Source organism: Streptomyces sp. NPDC101110, from assembly GCF_044759525.1.
GTDB lineage: Bacteria > Actinomycetota > Actinomycetes > Streptomycetales > Streptomycetaceae > Streptomyces.
In genome coordinates this window covers 675964-693106 of record NZ_JBIVZM010000001.1, presented here as the reverse complement: position 1 = coordinate 693106, position 17143 = coordinate 675964, and the positions used below count along the sequence as shown (strand labels likewise).

Genomic DNA, 17143 nt, shown 5'->3' with positions numbered 1-17143 from the left:
GGTCGGCGAGGCCTGCGCACTCATCTACCGCAGGTGAGGGGGGTGAGGTGGAGGCCTGTGCCTACGGACCGGCGCCGCCGCTCCCCTTGTGCGGGAGGGGCGGCACCGGTCTGCGGTCGTCTGGTTACTTCTGCTTGACCTGGATGGTGTCGAAGATCGGGTCACCGTCCTGGCCGTACTCGATCTTGCCCAGGATGTTCCTGGACTGACCGCTGTTGACCTTGTAGAACCAGAGCGGGATCGCCGGCATGTCCTTGGCGAGGAGCTGCTCCGCCTCCTGGTACTTGGCCACGGTCTCGTCGATCGAGCCGGCCTTGTCGGCCTCGGAGCTCAGCTTGTCGAACTCCTTGTTGGAGTAACCGCTGGTGTTGCCCGCCGCCGTGGAGCCGTACAGGTCGCGCATGAAGTTCGAGTTGACCGGGTAGTCCAGCACCCAGCCACCGCGGTACATGGACTTGACCTGCTCCTTGTCACGGGCGTCGAGGTCGGCCTGGAAGGTCGGCTTCGGGTCGCCGGTGCACTCGACGCCGGTGGACTTGCGGATCGAGTTGCAGACCGCGTCGACCCAGGGCTTGTGGTCCTGGTCGGCGTTGTACTGGATCTGGATCTTGTTGCCCGGGACGCCGCCACCCTCCTGGATGAGCTTCTTGGCCTGGGCCGCATCGAACTTGACGATGTCGCCGAGCGCGCCCTTCTTGTAGCCGAGGACGCCCGGGGCGACGTAGGAGTCGGCCGGGGTACGCGTGCCCTGGAGGACCGTCTTGGTGATCGTCTGGCGGTCGATCGCCATGGACAGACCCTGGATGACCTTGGGGTCGATGTCCTTGAACTGCTTGGTGTAGAACGCCGGGACGATCGACTGGACAGCCGAGTACGGCTGGTCGATGGCACGGTCGCCGAGGTCCGACTTGTAGTTGGACAGCGCGGTGGTCGGGACCTGCTCGATCCAGTCCACGTTGTCGGAGCGCAGGTCCGAGTAGGCGGCGTCGGCGGTCGTGTAGTTCTTGAAGTCGATGCCGCCGTTCTTGGCAGCGTTCGGGCCCTTGTAGTCCGCGAACTTGCGGACCTTGATGAGCTTGTTGTGCTCCCAGGAGACGAACTTGTACGGGCCGTTGCCGACCGGCTTCTCGCCGAAGCCCTTCGGGTCCTTGAAGAAGGCCTCGGGCAGCGGCGCCCACACGTCGTAGCCCAGCTTGTACGCGAAGTACGAGACCGGCTGCGTCAGCTTGATCGTGAAGGTGTTGTCGTCGACGACCTTCAGACCCGACATCTTCTCGCTCTTCGGGTCACCCTTCTCCGGGTGCACGTCCTCGAAGCCGACGATGTCCGCGAACCAGCTGGAGTTGGTCTGGTTGTTCTTGATGTTGGCGGACCAGTTCCAGGAGTCCACGTAGGACTTCGCGGTGACCGGCGTGCCGTCATGGAACTTCCAGCCCGGCTTGAGCTTGACGGTCCACTCGGACGAGTCGTCGTTCGGCGTGACCGACTCGGCGTTGACGTACTCGAGCTTGCCGGTGCCGGGCTCGTAGTCGACCAGGCCGGCGAAGACCGCGCGCAGCACGCGGCTGCCCTGGCTCTCCTTGGCGTTGGCCGGCTGCAGCGGGTTCTGAGGCTCGCTCAGCTGCGCAGTGACGATGCCGTTCGGGTCGGCCTTCCCCTTGTTCATGTCGTCGCTGCCACTGTCGTCGCCGCCGCCGCAGGCGGTGGCGGCCAGAGCGACGACTATCGCCCCCGCGACCCACTTGGCGCTCCTGGCACCGCGCATGGGTTCCTCCTAAGAAGTCATTGGTTCACCGCGAAGGGAGCACACGACACATCACGGCCCCCGCCCGTCGCCGGTGCCGGAATTCGTCGAGTGCCCCCGCGCTCGTGAGTCGCGCCGCTGCCGGCTACTGACCCGTCATCCGAGCTCTACGCGCCTAACTATCTGCCAAACGCCAGGACCGAACCACACTCTCGAGGTCTCGGTTCGATCACAGCTCTCGCCTACATCTTCCAAAATCCGGACAAAGGGTTTGGTGAAAGATCCCTGCGAAACGGACTTGTTACACATCTATCGGTGTCCGCTGTCCGCATTCCGGACGCGAGAGTGAGATAAACCGCTTGCGGCGTACCGTGGGATCCGTGCAGGCTTCCATCGGCGGCTTCCGCTCGCTCAAGTAGCTTGTGCGGCAAGGCCGTTGTGCGACCCCGGAGGCCGGGGGCGCGTGGCGCTTCCGGAGCAGGGTAGTGGCAGAAATCCGCCCCTGACGGCTGCCACGGGCAAGTCGAGGGTTTTCCCTACCCTCGCCTCCGCGTTCACCGCCCTTCATGCACCGCTCTTCAGACGACGACACCGGGCACCCCGCCTCGCGGGGTGCCCGGTGTCGTCGTCTCAGCGGCAGGCGTCAGCCGTGCTTGGCGCGGCTCGCGGCGCGGGCGCGCTCGCGGGCGTCCAGGTTCACCTTGCGGATGCGCACGGCCTCCGGGGTGACCTCGACGCACTCGTCGTCGCGGCAGAACTCCAGGGACTGCTCCAGCGACAGCTTGCGGGGCGGGACGATCGACTCGGTCACATCGGCCGTGGACGACCGCATGTTCGTGAGCTTCTTCTCCTTGGTGATGTTGACGTCCATGTCGTCGGAGCGGGAGTTCTCGCCGACGATCATGCCCTCGTACACCTCGGTGCCCGGCTCGACGAACAGCACGCCGCGCTCCTGGAGGTTGGTCATCGCGAAGGCGGTGACGGCACCGGCGCGGTCGGCGACCAGAGAGCCGTTGTTACGGGTCTGGAGCGCGCCGAACCAGGGCTCGAAGCCCTCGTGGATGGAGTGGCCGATGCCGGTGCCGCGGGTCTGGGTCAGGAACTCGGTACGGAAGCCGATGAGACCGCGCGAGGGCACGACGAACTCCATGCGGACCCAGCCGGAGCCGTGGTTGGACATGTTGTCCATACGGCCCTTGCGGACGCCCATGAGCTGCGTGACGGCGCCCATGTGCTCCTCGGGCACGTCGATCGTCATGCGCTCGACGGGCTCGTACGTCTTGCCGTCGACCTCCTTGGTGACGACCTGGGGCTTGCCGATGGTCAGCTCGAAGCCTTCCCGGCGCATCGTCTCGACCAGGATGGCCAGCGCCAGCTCACCGCGGCCCTGCACCTCCCAGGCGTCCGGCCGATCGGTGTCGAGCACCCGGAGGCTGACGTTACCGATCAGCTCGCGGTCGAGGCGGTCCTTGACCTGGCGGGCGGTGACCTTGCGGTCCTTGACGGCGGCCTTGTTGTCGGCGCCCTTGCCGGTGGCGCCACGGCCGACCAGCGGGGAGGTGTTGGTGCCGATGACCATGGAGATGGCGGGCTCGTCGACCGTGATCAGCGGCAGTGCGACCGGGTTCTCCGGGTCGGCCAGGGTCTCGCCGATCATGATGTCGGGGATACCGGCGACGGCGCAGATGTCACCGGGGCCGGCCATCTCGGCCGGCTTGCGGGTGAGCGCCTCGGTCATCATCAGCTCGGAGATGCGGACGTTGCTGACGGACCCGTCGCGCTTCATCCACGCGACCGTCTGGCCCTTGCGCAGCTCGCCCTGCTCGACGCGGAGCAGCGCGATACGGCCGAGGAAGTTGTCGGCGTCCAGGTTGGTGACGTGGGCCTGGAGCGGGGCGTCCTCGTCGTAGGTCGGGGCCGGGATGTGCTCCAGGATCGTGGAGAAGAACGGCTCCAGGCTGGTGGAGTCGGACGGGACCGTGCCGTTGTCCGGCTTGGTCAGCGAGGCGATGCCGTCGCGGCCGCAGGCGTAGACGATCGGGAACTCGATCTGCTCCTCGTCGGCGTCCAGGTCGAGGAAGAGGTCGTAGGTCTCGTTGACGACCTCGTCGATCCGGGAGTCCGGGCGGTCCGTCTTGTTGATGCAGAGAATGACGGGCAGCCGCTGCTGGAGCGCCTTGCGCAGCACGAAGCGGGTCTGCGGGAGGGGGCCCTCGGAGGCGTCCACGAGCAGGACGACGCCGTCGACCATCGACAGACCGCGCTCGACCTCACCGCCGAAGTCGGCGTGGCCGGGGGTGTCGATGATGTTGATGGTGATGACGTCCCCCCCGTCCTTCGGGTGGTACTTCACCGCCGTGTTCTTGGCCAGGATCGTGATGCCCTTCTCACGCTCCAGGTCGTTCGAGTCCATCATGCGGTCGTCGACCGAGTCGAGCTGGTGCGCGGCGAAGGCGCCGGCCTGCTTCAGCATGCCGTCGACGATGGTGGTCTTGCCGTGGTCGACGTGGGCGACGATGGCGACGTTGCGGATGTCGTGGCGCGTGGCCATAAAAGGCGTACTCCCGGAGTAGTGAATGCCCTGCGCGTACGTCGGTGGTGCGCGGGCCCTGCCGGGCTCAACATGCCACGGCCTCACCCCATGGTACGGGGCTGCGGCCGCAGGGGTTAGCCGGGCTACGTCGATGCAGGTCAGGACGGTTCGCAGGAGCGCCGGAAGACCTCTCGGGCCAGGGAGGAGTCCGGGCGCACGCCGCAGTCGGTCAGTACGGCGAAGTCGACCGTCCAGTTGCGGGCGTGACCGGAGGCGGTCCTGCCGTCCGGGCAGCGGTAGCGGAAGTCGGCCGACACCTCCCTCACCCCGGCGTACTGGAGGTACTCGCCCGCCGCGTTGGGCCGGATGCGGTCGTTGTCGAGCTTCGGGGCCGGTTGCCGGACGTCGGTGAACCACCAGGTCTCGCCGCCCGCCTCCGCGAGAGTGGGGGCGGTGGAGTCGATCTCACCGGTCTTCTTGCCGAGCGAGAAGAGGATCTCCGCGGCCGACGGGGCCGGGCCCTCGGCGCGCACCGAGGGGCTGGGGGTGTACACCCGCCGCATCGGGTTCCGCAGGGCGCCGCCGCCCCTGCCGATCCGCTCGGGGGCGGAGACACCGGTCAGCCGGTCCCGCTCGGTGAGGTGGGACCAGGTGAAGGTGCCGTCCGCACAGGCCGTCGCCGCGGGCTTGCCGGTGCTGCGGCCCTGGTCGGTTCTGTCCCGGCCCGCACTCCCCGTGCACGCCCCCACCCCCGTCACCAGTACCCCGATGACCAGCCCGGCCGTGACGGCACGGCGTGTTGTGTCGCGCATGCGTCGGTCTCCGTCCCCCGCGTACGGACGCCCGGCGTCCACACCATGATCGTGACGGGACTCATGGTGCGGACGCCGGGCGCGGGACGGCAAGCCGTTTGAGCGTTCCCAGAGCTACGGAGCGGTGGAGCCCTTCGCCGACGGGCCCGACGCCGGCTTCGCACCCTTCTTCAGGAAGCCCATGTCCTCGTAGACCGGCGTGCCGAAGCCGAAGGCACCGGTGTTGACGAGGTTCTTGCGGGCCGCCAGGAGCTGGGGGCGCTGGAAGAGGGGGATGGAGCCGGCCGCCGCCCAGATCCGGGAGTCGGCCTTGCGGATCAGGGAGCGGGACTCGCCCTCGTCGAGGGTGGCCACGGCCTCGTCGAAGAGCTGGTCGACCTGGTCGGTGCCGACGCGGGTGTAGTTCTGCTCGACGTTCAGCGAGCCGTCGGCGGCCGGGACGGGCTTGGCGTAGACGGGCCGGGCGTCGGTGGCGGGGAACGCCGTGGCGGGCCAGGAGTACAGGGCGAGGTCGTACTGGCCGGAGGCGATGTGGTCCTTGAAGTACGACTCGTCGGAGACCTTGGAGATCTCGGTGGTGATGCCGACGCGCTCCAGCATCCGGGAGATCCGGTCGGCGACCGTGCGCAGCGTCTGGGAGCCGGGCCCGGAGGGGAGCACGAAGCGCAGCGTGAGGGCCTTGCCGTTCTTGGCGAGTGGAGCGGACTCCTGGTTCGCCGGGGCGGCCGTGCCCTTGGGGGCGTACGCCCCGGGAGCGCCGCCCTGGTGCGCCGGCACGTGCTGCCTGCCGTCCTGGGCGAGGTGCCCGGCCGGGTCGGGTCCGCGGCGCGCCTTGTCGTCCTCGCCGGTGTCACCGGCCTTGCCGCCTTCGGGGCCGGCCGCCTTCTCCTTCTCCTTCTGCTGCTCCTTGACCGGGCCGCCGCGCACCCATCCGGCGTCCGCGAGCAGCGCCTGGGCCTCCTCGGTGTCCTGGTCGCCGAGGGCGCCGCTGTTGTCGGCGTAGGCAGCCTGGCCGGACAGGGCGAGGTGACTGCCGACCGGTACGGCGGGCAGGCCCAGGGGCTTGAGGACGACCCGGGCGAGGTCCTTGCGGTCCAGGGCGCGGGCGACGGCACGGCGGACGCGCTCGTCGGTGAGCGGGCCCTCGGCGCCGTTCAGGGCGAGCTGGGTGTAGGCGGGCTCCAGGGACTTACGGACCTCGAACCCGCTGAGGGCCTGCTGCTGCCGGGCGTTCGCGGCGGTCGCCTTGCGCAGCGTCTTGCGCGCGGCGGCCTCCTCGCCGGCGGCCTCCTCGTCGGAGCCGTCGGCGCTGGCCGGCTCCGGGGAGTCCGGGGAGGACCGGTCGGCGCCGGGGCCCATCAGCGGGCTGCCGGAGCTCTGCGGGCGGGCGGCGACGGTGATGCGGCGGGCCGCGGAGGGGTCGATCTCGGCCAGGTCGAGGTTGCCCGCGGCCAGCTCGGCGGCCCGCTTGTCGCGCGGGACGGTGCGCAGCACGATCTCGGAGAGCTTGGCGGGCTCGCCCCACCAGCGCGGGTTGCGGGCGAGGATGATCTCCTCGTCCTTGCGGTCGACCTTCTTCACCATGAAGGGCCCGGCGGTGACCTTGAGTTTCTTGCGGGCCCCGTCGTTGAAGGAGTCCGGGGTGCCCATGACGTCCTTCGGGTACAGCGGGGAGAAGAGCGAGCGCCAGTCGGCGTAGGGGCGGCTGAAGGTGACCCGGACCTCCAGGGCGTTGTCGCCGCGCTCGATCTTCTGAATGCGGTCGTAGCCGGCGTTGCGGGCGGTCCAGTAGGCGGTGTCCTTGCCGGACAGGGCGCGCCACTGGGCGGCGAAGTCGGCGGCGCCGATCTCCCGGCCGTCGCTCCACACGGCCTGCTGGTTGAGCTTGTACAGGACGACCTGCTTGGGCTCGGTGTCGACGACCTTGGCGGACTCCAGGTAGTCCGGGTTGCGCTCCGGGCGGCCGGAGGCGTCCATGCGGAACATCGACGGCAGGACGGCCTGGGCGACGCGGGTGGTGGTGGCGTCGGCGTCCGACTGGAACGTGTTCAGCGTGTCGGGCACGGAGTCGGCGGCCCAGCGCAGGGTGCCCCCGTCGGTGATCCGATCGCGCGGGGCGGGCTGGATGTCCTGCCCGGCGAGCGGCTTGCCGGACGGGTCGTCGGAGCCGCATCCGGCGAGCGCGGGCACCGCGAGCACACCCGCGGTGAGGAAGGCGACCGAGCGCGTGACCGCGCGCGGGCCGACGCCGTGCTGGGACATCTGTGCTACCTCCGGGAAGCCGCGGGCGTTATGATCACTTTTGGCGGTATTTGGAGTTCATCTGATGTATGCGGCCACTGAAGAGGAAAGGGTTCGGCAACACAGGGCGACACGGCGGTCACGGGCGGGAAGCCACCCGTGCGGCGCAACGCACCGCACAGTGCACCCGCACGCCTCGGCCAATCGATGCACATCCCTTCACAGCACAAGGTGTGACGCGCAACACTCGCAGGCGCATGAGCGTTGCCGCCTTGGGCCACGAAGGACCCGCGGAAGTGAGGGCAAGTCATGTCCGTTCACGACGAACTGATGTCAGTCCAGCGCAGTCTCGACGAGGTGTTCCGATCGCTGGGGCGGCTGGAGAAGCAGCTCGGCACCGGTGGCCTGGAGATGCGCCGCGTCCGTGCCGACGCCAACCACCTGCGCGAGAGCGTCGCCCTGCTGCGCGACGCCGCCGCGTCACCGGCCGCGCCGAAGCGCCCCGAGCTGGTCACCATCTCGGACACGCCGTACGACTCCGCCCTGTGGAGCGACTCGGACGACGAGGGGCTCGGCGCCCGGGACCGGCGCGCTCCCTGACCCGGGGAGGAGTCGAGCGCGACCGGCACCTCCCCCGAACCCGACCGGAGTCGTCACGTGGCCACTGGTACGGAACCCCCTGCCACCGAACCCAGACCTGAGAGCGGCGGTGTGCGGGGCGGTACACGCGCCGCGATCGCCGCCCCGCACCTGCGCACCGACCGCTGGTGGCTGGCCCCGGCCGGCACCGCCGCGGGCCTGCTGGCCTTCATCGTCTACTCGACCTGGCGGGCCTTCGCCGACGCCGACTACTACGCGGCGCCCTACGTCTCGCCCTTCTACTCCCCGTGCCTGGCGGAGAACTGCGAGCCGATGCGGTCCGGCCCGAACTGGGAGATCTTCGGAAGCTGGTGGGGCATCTCGCCCGCGATCATCATCCTGATCTTCCCGCTCGGCTTCCGCCTGACCTGCTACTACTACCGCAAGGCCTATTACCGGGGCTTCTGGGCGTCCCCGCCGGCCTGCGCGGTGGCCGAGCCGCACAAGAAGTACACCGGCGAGACCCGCTTCCCGCTGATCCTGCAGAACATCCACCGGTACTTCTTCTACGCCGCGCTCGTGGTCGCCGGGATCCTGACCTACGACACCGTGCTCGCCTTCCGCGACGAGACCTACGCCTGGGGCCACATGGGTCTCGGCACGCTGGTGTTCCTGGTCAACATCGTGCTGATCTGGGCGTACACGATCTCCTGCCACTCCTGCCGGCACATCGTCGGCGGCAAGCTCAAACACTTCTCCCGGCATCCCGTGCGCTACCGGATGTGGCAGTGGGCGGGGAAGCTCAACGCCCGGCACATGCAGCTCGCCTGGGCGTCGCTGGTGAGCGTGGCGCTCGCCGACTTCTACGTCTACCTGGTCGCGTCGGGCGCCTTCGACGATCCGCGCTTCTTCTAGAGGGATGGGGACCGACTGATGTCCGTGGTCGACCGGCAGGAGTGGGACGTCGTCGTGGTGGGCGCGGGCGGCGCGGGCCTGCGCGCCGCCATCGAGGCCCGTGAGCGGGGCGCCCGTACGGCCGTGATCTGCAAGTCGCTGTTCGGCAAGGCGCACACGGTGATGGCCGAGGGCGGCATCGCCGCGGCGATGGCCAACGCCAACGAGAACGACTCCTGGCAGGTGCACTTCCGCGACACCATGCGCGGCGGCAAGTTCCTCAACCAGTGGCGGATGGCCGAACTGCACGCCCAGGAGGCGCCGCAGCGGGTGTGGGAACTGGAGACCTGGGGGGCGCTGTTCGACCGCACCAAGGACGGCCGGATCTCCCAGCGCAACTTCGGCGGCCACGAGTACCCGCGCCTCGCGCACGTCGGCGACCGCACGGGCCTGGAGCTGATCCGCACGCTCCAGCAGAAGATCGTCTCCCTCCAGCAGGAGGATTTCAAGGAGACCGGCGACTACGAGTCCCGGCTGAAGGTCTTCCAGGAGTGCACGGTCACGCGCGTGCTCAAGACCGTGTCCGGCAGCGGCTCCGCCACGGCCGGCCGGGTCTGCGGGGTGTTCGCCTACGAGCGCGAGTCGGGCCGCTTCTTCGTGCTGGAGGCACCCGCCGTGGTGATCGCCACCGGTGGCATCGGCAAGTCCTTCAAGGTGACGTCGAACTCGTGGGAGTACACCGGCGACGGCCACGCGCTGGCCCTGCTCGCGGGCGCTCCCCTGCTGAACATGGAGTTCGTGCAGTTCCACCCGACCGGCATGGTCTGGCCGCCGTCGGTGAAGGGCATCCTCGTCACCGAGTCGGTGCGCGGCGACGGCGGTGTGCTGCGCAACTCCGACGGCAAGCGGTTCATGTTCGACTACATCCCCGACGTCTTCAAGGACAAGTACGCCGAGACGGAGGAGGAGGGCGACCGCTGGTACGACGACCCGGACCACAACCGCCGCCCGCCCGAGCTGCTCCCCCGTGACGAGGTCGCGCGGGCCATCAACGCCGAGGTGAAGGAGGGGCGCGGCTCGCCGCACGGGGGTGTGTTCCTCGACGTGTCGACCCGGATGCCCGCCGAGGTCATCAAGCGCCGGCTGCCGTCGATGTACCACCAGTTCAAGGAGCTGGCGGACGTCGACATCACGGCGGAGGCGATGGAGGTCGGGCCCACCTGCCACTACGTGATGGGCGGGATCGCGGTCGACTCCGACACGGCGGCGGCGCGCGGGGTGCCCGGTCTCTACGCGGCCGGTGAGGTGGCCGGCGGCATGCACGGCTCCAACCGCCTGGGCGGCAACTCCCTGTCCGACCTGCTGGTGTTCGGCCGCCGGGCCGGCTGGCACGCGGCCGAGTACGCGGCGGGGGCGGCCGGGGCGCGGCCCGTGGTGGACGACGTCCAGATCGACTCGGCGGCCGCGGAGGCCCTGCGGCCCTTCTCGGCCGAGGCGGAGACCGGGGAACCGGCGGGCGGCCCGCCGGAGAACCCGTACACCCTCCACCAGGAACTCCAGCAGACGATGAACGACCTGGTCGGCATCATCCGCCGCGCGCCGGAGATGGAGCAGGCCCTGCAGAAACTGGCCGAACTGCGGCTGCGGGCCCGCCGGGCCGGGGTCGAGGGGCACCGGCAGTTCAACCCCGGCTGGCACCTCGCCCTGGACCTCAGGAACATGCTGCTGGTCAGCGAGTGTGTGGCGCGCGCGGCGCTGGAGCGCACCGAGTCGCGCGGCGGGCACACGCGCGAGGACCACCCCGGGATGGACCGTGCGTGGCGGCGGATCAACCTGCTGTGCGCTCTCACCGACCCGACGGGCGGGCTGGCGGCGACGGACCCGGTCCGCGGCCAGATCGCCCTCACCCGCGAGACCACCGAACCCGTCCGTGCCGACCTGCTCGCCCTGTTCGACAAGGAGGAGCTGGTCAAGTACCTCTCCGAAGAGGAGCTCTACGAATGAGCGGCTATACGGCCCACTTCAAGGTGTGGCGCGGGGACGTGGGCGGCGGCGGCCTGGAGGACTTCGAGATCGAGGTCAACGACGGTGAGGTGGTGCTCGACATCATCCACCGTCTCCAGGCCACCCAGGCACCCGATCTCGCCGTGCGCTGGAACTGCAAGGCCGGCAAGTGCGGTTCCTGCTCGGCGGAGATCAACGGGCGGCCGCGGCTGATGTGCATGACGCGCATGTCGGTGTTCGGCCGCGAGGAGACGATCACGGTGACGCCGCTGCGGGCGTTCCCGGTCGTCCGCGACCTGGTCACCGATGTGGGCTTCAACTACGAGAAGGCGAGAGAGGTCCCGGCCTTCGTCCCGCCGGCCGGGGTCGCTCCCGGCGAGTACCGCATGATGCAGGAGGACGTGGACCGCTCGCAGGAGTTCCGCAAGTGCATCGAGTGCTTCCTGTGCCAGGACACCTGCCATGTGGTGCGCGACCACGAGGAGAACAAGCAGGCGTTCGCCGGGCCGCGGTTCCTGATGCGGGTGGCGGAGCTGGACATGCATCCGCTGGACGCGGCGGCGGAGGCGGGTCTGGACCGCAAGACCACCGCCCAGGACGAACACGGCCTGGGCTACTGCAACATCACCAAGTGCTGCACGGAGGTCTGCCCCGAGGGCATCAAGATCACGGACAACGCGCTGATCCCCCTGAAGGAGCGGGCGGTCGACCGCAAGTACGACCCGCTGGTGTGGCTGGGCTCGAAGATCAGGAGGCGCTCCTCAGCAGGCTGAGCACCCGCTGACCCAGTCCTCCTCGTACGCTCGCCAGTTCTCCTCGGTCGCCGTGTAGTCGATGTACAGCGCGACACCGAAGCGAGCCCGGTCCGCGTCCGTGCGGGACAGGCCGAGACGGACGCCCCGGACCGCCGCCGGCACCGTCTCGGCGTGGCCCCGGTGGCTGACGTCGTTCTCCCAGTAGAAGGGCAGGCCCATCAGCAGGTCGGTGGAGGACGGGGTGGCCTCCAGGGCGAGGGAGGTCTGCTGGGCGACGTAGCCGCCGTAGGTGCTCTCCAGGGGCTGCGCGGTGTCGTACGTCATCACGGCGATCTGGTCGACACGGCGGGCCACCTGGCCGAAGAACTCCTGTGACCACCACTTGGGATGGCCGGTGAGACCGCCACGCAGGGTGTGGAGGCCGGGGAGCGGGTCGATCTGATGGGCGGCGACGGAGAGCAGGGCGTCCCGGGCGCGGGTCTCGCGGTGCAGGGCGTCCAGGAGGCGCAGGTAGTTCCGGTCGCCGGAGTGCAGGGGTTCGAGGTCGAGGTGGAGACCGTCGTAGCCGATGTCGAGGATCCGGCGGGTGGAGCGCAGGACGGCCCTTCGCGTCGTGGGGTCCGCCAGCCGCATGCCCTCGTCGCTCTCGGTGGCCACGACGTCCCCCAGGAACGCCTGGACGCGGACGCCGGGGAGCCGGTCGTGCACGGCGTCGATGAACCAGCGCGCCCGGGGGTGGACCGACTCGGGGAGCGTGCCGTCGTGCTCCAGCGGGCCCGAGTGGACGTAGAGGTCGCGGATGCCGGTGTCTCGCAGACGGCGGGCCAGGGCGGTGACGTCGGCGTCCTTCTTGCGCCCGTCGACCCAGGCGTGGCCCAGCCAGAGGGCGTCACGGCCGCGACTGTGGGTGCCGTCGGCCGGATCGCCCATGTAGTTGATCCTGAGGGCCGTCAGAGCGGAGACGAGCGGGAGCAGGAGGAGCAGGGGAAGGCCGACGGCCGTGCGTCTGATCCAGCGCCGGGGTCTCGCACCGCGTTCCCGGGCCGGCGCGGACTCCGCCTGCGGTGCCGAGGAGTTGTCGCTGCCGGTCTCTTCGACGCGCTCCATGCCGTCTCCCCCCGGTGGTGCGGTTGATGTTGCCGGGGAGGACGATCAGCACCTCTGTTCGGTTGCGGGTCAGAACAGACTCAGCAGCGCCTCCGCCGGATCCGTGAGGCTCGTGTCGCCGCCCGGCAGGGGCAGTTCGAACCAGACCGTCTTGCCCCGGGGGGTGCGGCGGGAGCCCCACGCGGCGCTGAGGAGGCCGACCAGCTGGAGGCCGCGGCCGCCCTCGTCGGTGTCGCGGGCCCGGCGGCGGCGGGGCTGGACCAGGCCGGAGTCCCAGACCTCGCAGACCAGGGTGCGGTCGAGCAGCAGGCGCAGCCGGATCTCGCCCTCGCCGTAACGCAGGGCGTTGGTGACCAGTTCGCTGACCAGGAGCTCCGTGGTGTCGACCAGGGGCTCCATGTCCCAGGCGAGCAGTTGTGCACGCGCGTACTCGCGGGCCCGGCCCACGCTGCGCGGCTCGCGCGGCAGGGTCCAGTCGCCGACGGACTCGGTGGGGAGCCCCTGGACACGTGCCATCAGCAGCGCGATGTCGTCCTCGCCGTGATGGGTGTCGAGGGTGTTGAGGACGTGGTCACAGACGTCCTCCAGCGGCTGGGTCGGGTCGGCGAGGGCGCTGACGAAGGCCTGGAGGCCCTCGTCCAGGGGGTGGTCACGGCTTTCGACCAGGCCGTCCGTGTAGAGCGCGAGCAGGGCGCCCTCGGGCAGTTCGACCTCGACCTCCTCGAAGGGCTCCCCGCCGACGCCGAGCGGCATGCCCGGCGGCACGTCGAGCATCAGCGCCGGTTCGCCCGGTTCGACCAGGACGGGCGGCAGGTGTCCGGCGTTGGCGAAGGTGCAGCGCCGGGTGACGGAGTCGTAGACGGCGTAGACGCAGGTGGCGAGGTACACCTCCGAGAGGTCCGCCTCGCGGGGACGGCGGGCCGCCCGGGTCGCCTGCTGGACCCCGCCGGGGGCGCCGAGGCCGCGGGCGATCTCGTCCAGCTGGGAGAGCACCTCGGCCGGTTCCAGGTCGAGCTGGGCCAGGGTGCGGACCGCGGTGCGGAGTTCACCCATGGCGACGGCGGCGCGCAGGCCGCGGCCCATCACGTCGCCGACGACCAGCGCGGTGCGGTGCCCGGGCAGTTCGATGACGTCGAACCAGTCGCCGCCGACCTCGCTGGGCCGGCCGGTGTTGGCGTTGCCGGGCAGGTAGCGGCAGGCGATGTCGAGGCCGGAGGCCTCCGGGTCGCCGGGCGGGAGCAGGGACCGCTGGAGTATCAACGCGCGTTCGTGCTCACGGCGGTAGAGACGGGCGTTGTCGATGCAGACCGCGGCCCTGGCGGCCAGTTCCACGGCGAGGTCGCGGTCCCGGTCGCCGAACGGCTCGCTGCCCTTGGTCCGGGCGAACTGCGCCAGCCCGACGACGGTGTCGTGGGCGACCATCGGCACGGCGAGCGTGGACTGCACGAGCCCGCCGTCCTCCCCGGGGACGGTCTGGGGCCGGGCGGTGCGCAGGGCGTCCGCGCAGGGCGAGTTGAACGGGTAGTGGTGGACGGCGCCGACCGCGACGGGCACACCGGTGCCGGCGAAGGGCTCGTCGGAGACGGCACTGGCGAAGGCCACGCGGCGCAACTCGGCACTGCCGTCGGCGAGCCCGGGCGGCGTCTCGTCTCCGGCCAGCAGACCCTGGTAGAGGTCGACCGTGGCCAGGTCGCAGAAGCCGGGGACGACGACGTCGAGGAGCTGACGGGCCGTGGTCTCCAGGTCGAGGGAGTTGCCGATGCGGGCGCCGGCCTCGTTCAGCAGGGCGAGATTGCGCCGGGCCGCGGCGGCCTCGCGTGCGGCGGCGCGCCGGGCGGTGATGTCGATCCCGAGCCAGGCGATGCCGATGGGCCGGCCCGAACCGCTGTGCACACGGTAGAGGTTGACGGACCAGTGGCGACGCTCGTCGGACCCCGGCACGAAGCCGGTGACGTGCATGTCGGTGATGGAACTGCCGGTCTCCAGCACCCGCCGCAGCGTGGCCGCGACCCGGTCGGCCTCGCCGCGCTGGAGGTAGTCGTGCACACCCTTGCCGCGGTGGTCGTCGACGTCACCGCCGAAGATCGACGCAAACCGCTGGTTGACGCGGCGGACCCGCAGGTCGGGGTCGATCAGGAGGAATCCGAAGGGCGATTGACTGAAAATGGCCTGCGAGGCGGCGAGGTCGGTCTCGATGCTGCGCAGGGTGCGCACGTCGACGACGATGCAGACGGCGGCCTTCTCGCCGTCCTCGGTGCGCGTCGGCATGACGTACACCTCGGCGAGTCCCTCGTGGCCGCACTCCCCCTCGACGCCCTTCGGCGTCCGGAAGGGCACCACGCCGGTCCACTCGCGGCCGTCGAGGATCTCGGCCATCTTGCGCATGCCGCGCTCGTGATGGCGCGGGTCGATGAACGCCTCGATGGGGTCCATGCCCACGGCACGGTCGGCGGGGATGCCGAACAGGTGCTCGGCGCGCAGGCTCCACTGGTCCACCAGGCCGTCGGGTCCGATGGAGAAGGACGCGACCTTGATGTAGTCGTAGATGGAACCGGGGGGACTGCTCTGCCACATGGCGTCCCCGGATCGCACTCCGTCGGCGGCGAGCGCACCTCCCACCGCGGAGGCAAGGCCGTCGGCAGGCCTCGGCCTCGCGCCCTCCGACGGGTCCTCGGACTCCGTGGACTTCGCTGGTATCTCGCTCACGCGAACCGTCCCCTCCAGCTCACCGCGTCCGGCACCGGTCACCGGGGGCGGCTGCCCGCAGTATCCAGCACTACGGTGCCGCACAACACGGTGTTCACGATCACAGCACGGTCCCGATGGTTTTCGGTCCGGACCGTGACAACACTTCCAGTCTTCTAACCAGGGGACACGGCGTCGAATCCCGTACACCGGCAACCGCCACTGGCCTGAACCAGCCGCTCTACAGGGGCGGGATGTACGTACACCGGATTTTCACTCCGGCACCGCGAGTTCGAACCACACCGTCTTGCCCGCGGCGCCGGGTCTGGTGCCCCAGCGGCGGGAGGCCGAGGCCACCAGGTGCAGGCCGCGGCCGCTCTCGTCCTCCGGGCGGGCGTCGCGCTCGCGGGGCGGGTCCGGCAGTGGGTCGGACACCTCCACCAAGAGGGCGCCGTCCAGTCCGGAGCGGCGTACCAGGCGCACTCCGATGGGTCCGGTGGCGTGCCGCAGGGCGTTGGTGACCAGCTCGCTGACCAGCAGTGCCGCGAGGTCCGCGAGGTTGTCGAGGCCCCAGTCGCGCAGTCGGCCGCGCACGGCCCGTCGAGCGGTGCGCACGGCGCCCGGTTCGGCGGGAAAGGTCCAGTCGGCGCAGTCGTCCTCGGTGTCGATCACGCCGATCACTTCCCAGGCAGGATCCTCGCCCATGTCCGGTTTCATGGGGTTAATGGGCACATACCCGATATTCGGGTTGAAGTATCGCGTGAGGCAACGCACGGTGGCACGAAAGGCGTAGGGGGCGTGCCCGCCGCACTCCGAAGGGACCGCACGCCCCCGGCGGGCTTCAGGCGCCGGGCTCGGTCACGCCGCGTGGACCGCGAGAGGCCGGGCCGTCGACCGGTCCCAGATGAACGAGGGCCTGCCGCACGGCCGGGACGTCCTGGTCGAGCCAGGGCACGTCCCAGATCTCGTCGGGGCCGAGCCAGCGCAGTTCGTCATGGTCCTGGAGGGGGCGCGGAGCGGCTGAGCCCGGGCGCAGCCGGGCGGTCCACACGTGCAGGACGTACGGCGCCCTGAGGGGCCACTGTCCCGGGACGCGGTCGTTCACCTCGGCGTCGACGCCGAGTTCCTCGCGCAGCTCCCGCGCGAGCGCCGCGTCGGCCGTCTCGCCGGGCTCGACCTTGCCGCCGGGCAGCTCCCAGCGCCCGGCCAACTCGACGGGCGCGCTGCGCCGTGCGGCCAGCAGCCGTCCGCCCTCGACCAGCGCGGCCCCTACGACGATCCGCTCACTCATGCGGGGAGCCTACGGGAGCCCCGCCGGTCTGCGGGGTCCTGCCCGCGGCACCCGAACCGGGGTCAGTCGTGGGCCACGGACGGCCCGTTCCGGCCGAGCCTCTCGACCCAGTACAGCTGCTTGTGGCCGCGACCGTCGAGGCTGTCCGCGATCTTCTGGGCCTCCGCCCGGGTCGCGTAACGGCCCACTCGGTAGCGGTTGCCGTTGTCGTCCTCCCGTATCACGAGCCAGGGCAGAGCGACCGTGCTGTCGTTCATCGCGCCCCTCCACTTCCCACCCGCGGCCTGTGCCGTACCCCACCCGCCAAGGAAACCGCAATGCGCATATGCCCGAGCCTACGCCTAACCTTTACGGAGCGAATACGGGTTTTCACGAAGAGGTACGCAACCGGCCAGGACGCGGGGGCGCACGCCGGTGAACGCGCCGTGCGGGCACACCGAGGCAGCCGGTCGCGGGCATACCGCATACACGAGCGGCCACCTGCGTGAACGAGAACCG

13 protein-coding genes are annotated in these 17143 nt (G+C 70.2%); 4 read left to right on the top strand and 9 right to left on the bottom strand.

Annotation, left to right across the window (positions count from 1 at the left end; translation table 11 throughout):
* Positions 1 to 124: 124 nt before the first annotated feature.
* From ACIQU3_RS03240 to ACIQU3_RS03225, 4 genes are all read right to left on the bottom strand, one after another.
* Entirely contained in the window at positions 125 to 1765 is a 1641-nt protein-coding gene (locus tag ACIQU3_RS03240; RefSeq protein WP_403725347.1) for an ABC transporter substrate-binding protein, read from the bottom strand.
* A 622-nt stretch (positions 1766 to 2387) separates the two neighbouring features.
* Positions 2388 to 4295: a translational GTPase TypA gene (typA, locus tag ACIQU3_RS03235; protein WP_362040324.1), complete on the bottom strand. Its 1908-nt coding sequence runs from the start codon at positions 4293 to 4295 to the stop codon at positions 2388 to 2390.
* Between the two features lie 140 nt (positions 4296 to 4435).
* Complete coding sequence (locus tag ACIQU3_RS03230; RefSeq protein ID WP_403923194.1) at positions 4436 to 5089, bottom strand: hypothetical protein; 654 nt, start codon at positions 5087 to 5089, stop codon at positions 4436 to 4438.
* Between the two features lie 114 nt (positions 5090 to 5203).
* The gene (locus ACIQU3_RS03225; RefSeq protein ID WP_403923192.1) at positions 5204 to 7351 is read right to left on the bottom strand and encodes an ABC transporter family substrate-binding protein; all 2148 of its coding nucleotides are present in this window, start codon (positions 7349 to 7351) and stop codon (positions 5204 to 5206) included.
* Positions 7352 to 7639: 288 nt separating this feature from the next.
* On the opposite strand from ACIQU3_RS03225, the gene ACIQU3_RS03220 reads away from it, so the two are divergent.
* The 4 genes from ACIQU3_RS03220 to ACIQU3_RS03205 are packed head-to-tail and all read left to right on the top strand — an operon-like array spanning position 7640 to position 11580.
* Entirely contained in the window at positions 7640 to 7930 is a 291-nt protein-coding gene (locus ACIQU3_RS03220; RefSeq protein ID WP_234846170.1) for a hypothetical protein, read from the top strand.
* A 57-nt stretch (positions 7931 to 7987) separates the two neighbouring features.
* Positions 7988 to 8824 (top strand): hypothetical protein, encoded by an 837-nt coding sequence (locus ACIQU3_RS03215; RefSeq protein WP_403725335.1) that lies wholly within the window; start codon positions 7988 to 7990, stop codon positions 8822 to 8824.
* Between the two features lie 18 nt (positions 8825 to 8842).
* A complete protein-coding gene (locus tag ACIQU3_RS03210) occupies positions 8843 to 10807 on the top strand; it encodes a fumarate reductase/succinate dehydrogenase flavoprotein subunit (RefSeq protein WP_403725331.1) in 1965 nt (654 codons plus the stop codon).
* Complete coding sequence (locus ACIQU3_RS03205; protein WP_403725328.1) at positions 10804 to 11580, top strand: succinate dehydrogenase/fumarate reductase iron-sulfur subunit; 777 nt, start codon at positions 10804 to 10806, stop codon at positions 11578 to 11580. Before ACIQU3_RS03210 ends, ACIQU3_RS03205 begins: the two co-directional genes overlap by 4 nt.
* On the opposite strand, the gene ACIQU3_RS03200 is transcribed toward ACIQU3_RS03205, so the two are convergent.
* The 5 genes from ACIQU3_RS03200 to ACIQU3_RS03180 form a co-directional block, all read right to left on the bottom strand.
* A complete protein-coding gene (locus ACIQU3_RS03200) occupies positions 11569 to 12669 on the bottom strand; it encodes a hypothetical protein (protein WP_403923190.1) in 1101 nt (366 codons plus the stop codon). The genes ACIQU3_RS03205 and ACIQU3_RS03200 overlap by 12 nt on opposite strands.
* 69 nt (positions 12670 to 12738) lie before the next feature.
* Positions 12739 to 15375, bottom strand: a complete 2637-nt coding sequence (locus ACIQU3_RS03195) for a SpoIIE family protein phosphatase (RefSeq protein ID WP_403725323.1) — start codon at positions 15373 to 15375, stop codon at positions 12739 to 12741.
* A 252-nt stretch (positions 15376 to 15627) separates the two neighbouring features.
* The gene (locus ACIQU3_RS03190; RefSeq protein ID WP_403725320.1) at positions 15628 to 16059 is read right to left on the bottom strand and encodes an ATP-binding protein; all 432 of its coding nucleotides are present in this window, start codon (positions 16057 to 16059) and stop codon (positions 15628 to 15630) included.
* A 136-nt stretch (positions 16060 to 16195) separates the two neighbouring features.
* Positions 16196 to 16645: a (deoxy)nucleoside triphosphate pyrophosphohydrolase gene (locus tag ACIQU3_RS03185; protein ID WP_403725317.1), complete on the bottom strand. Its 450-nt coding sequence runs from the start codon at positions 16643 to 16645 to the stop codon at positions 16196 to 16198.
* A 62-nt stretch (positions 16646 to 16707) separates the two neighbouring features.
* Positions 16708 to 16902, bottom strand: a complete 195-nt coding sequence (locus ACIQU3_RS03180; RefSeq protein WP_403725314.1) for an SPOR domain-containing protein — start codon at positions 16900 to 16902, stop codon at positions 16708 to 16710.
* Positions 16903 to 17143 lie beyond the last annotated feature (241 nt).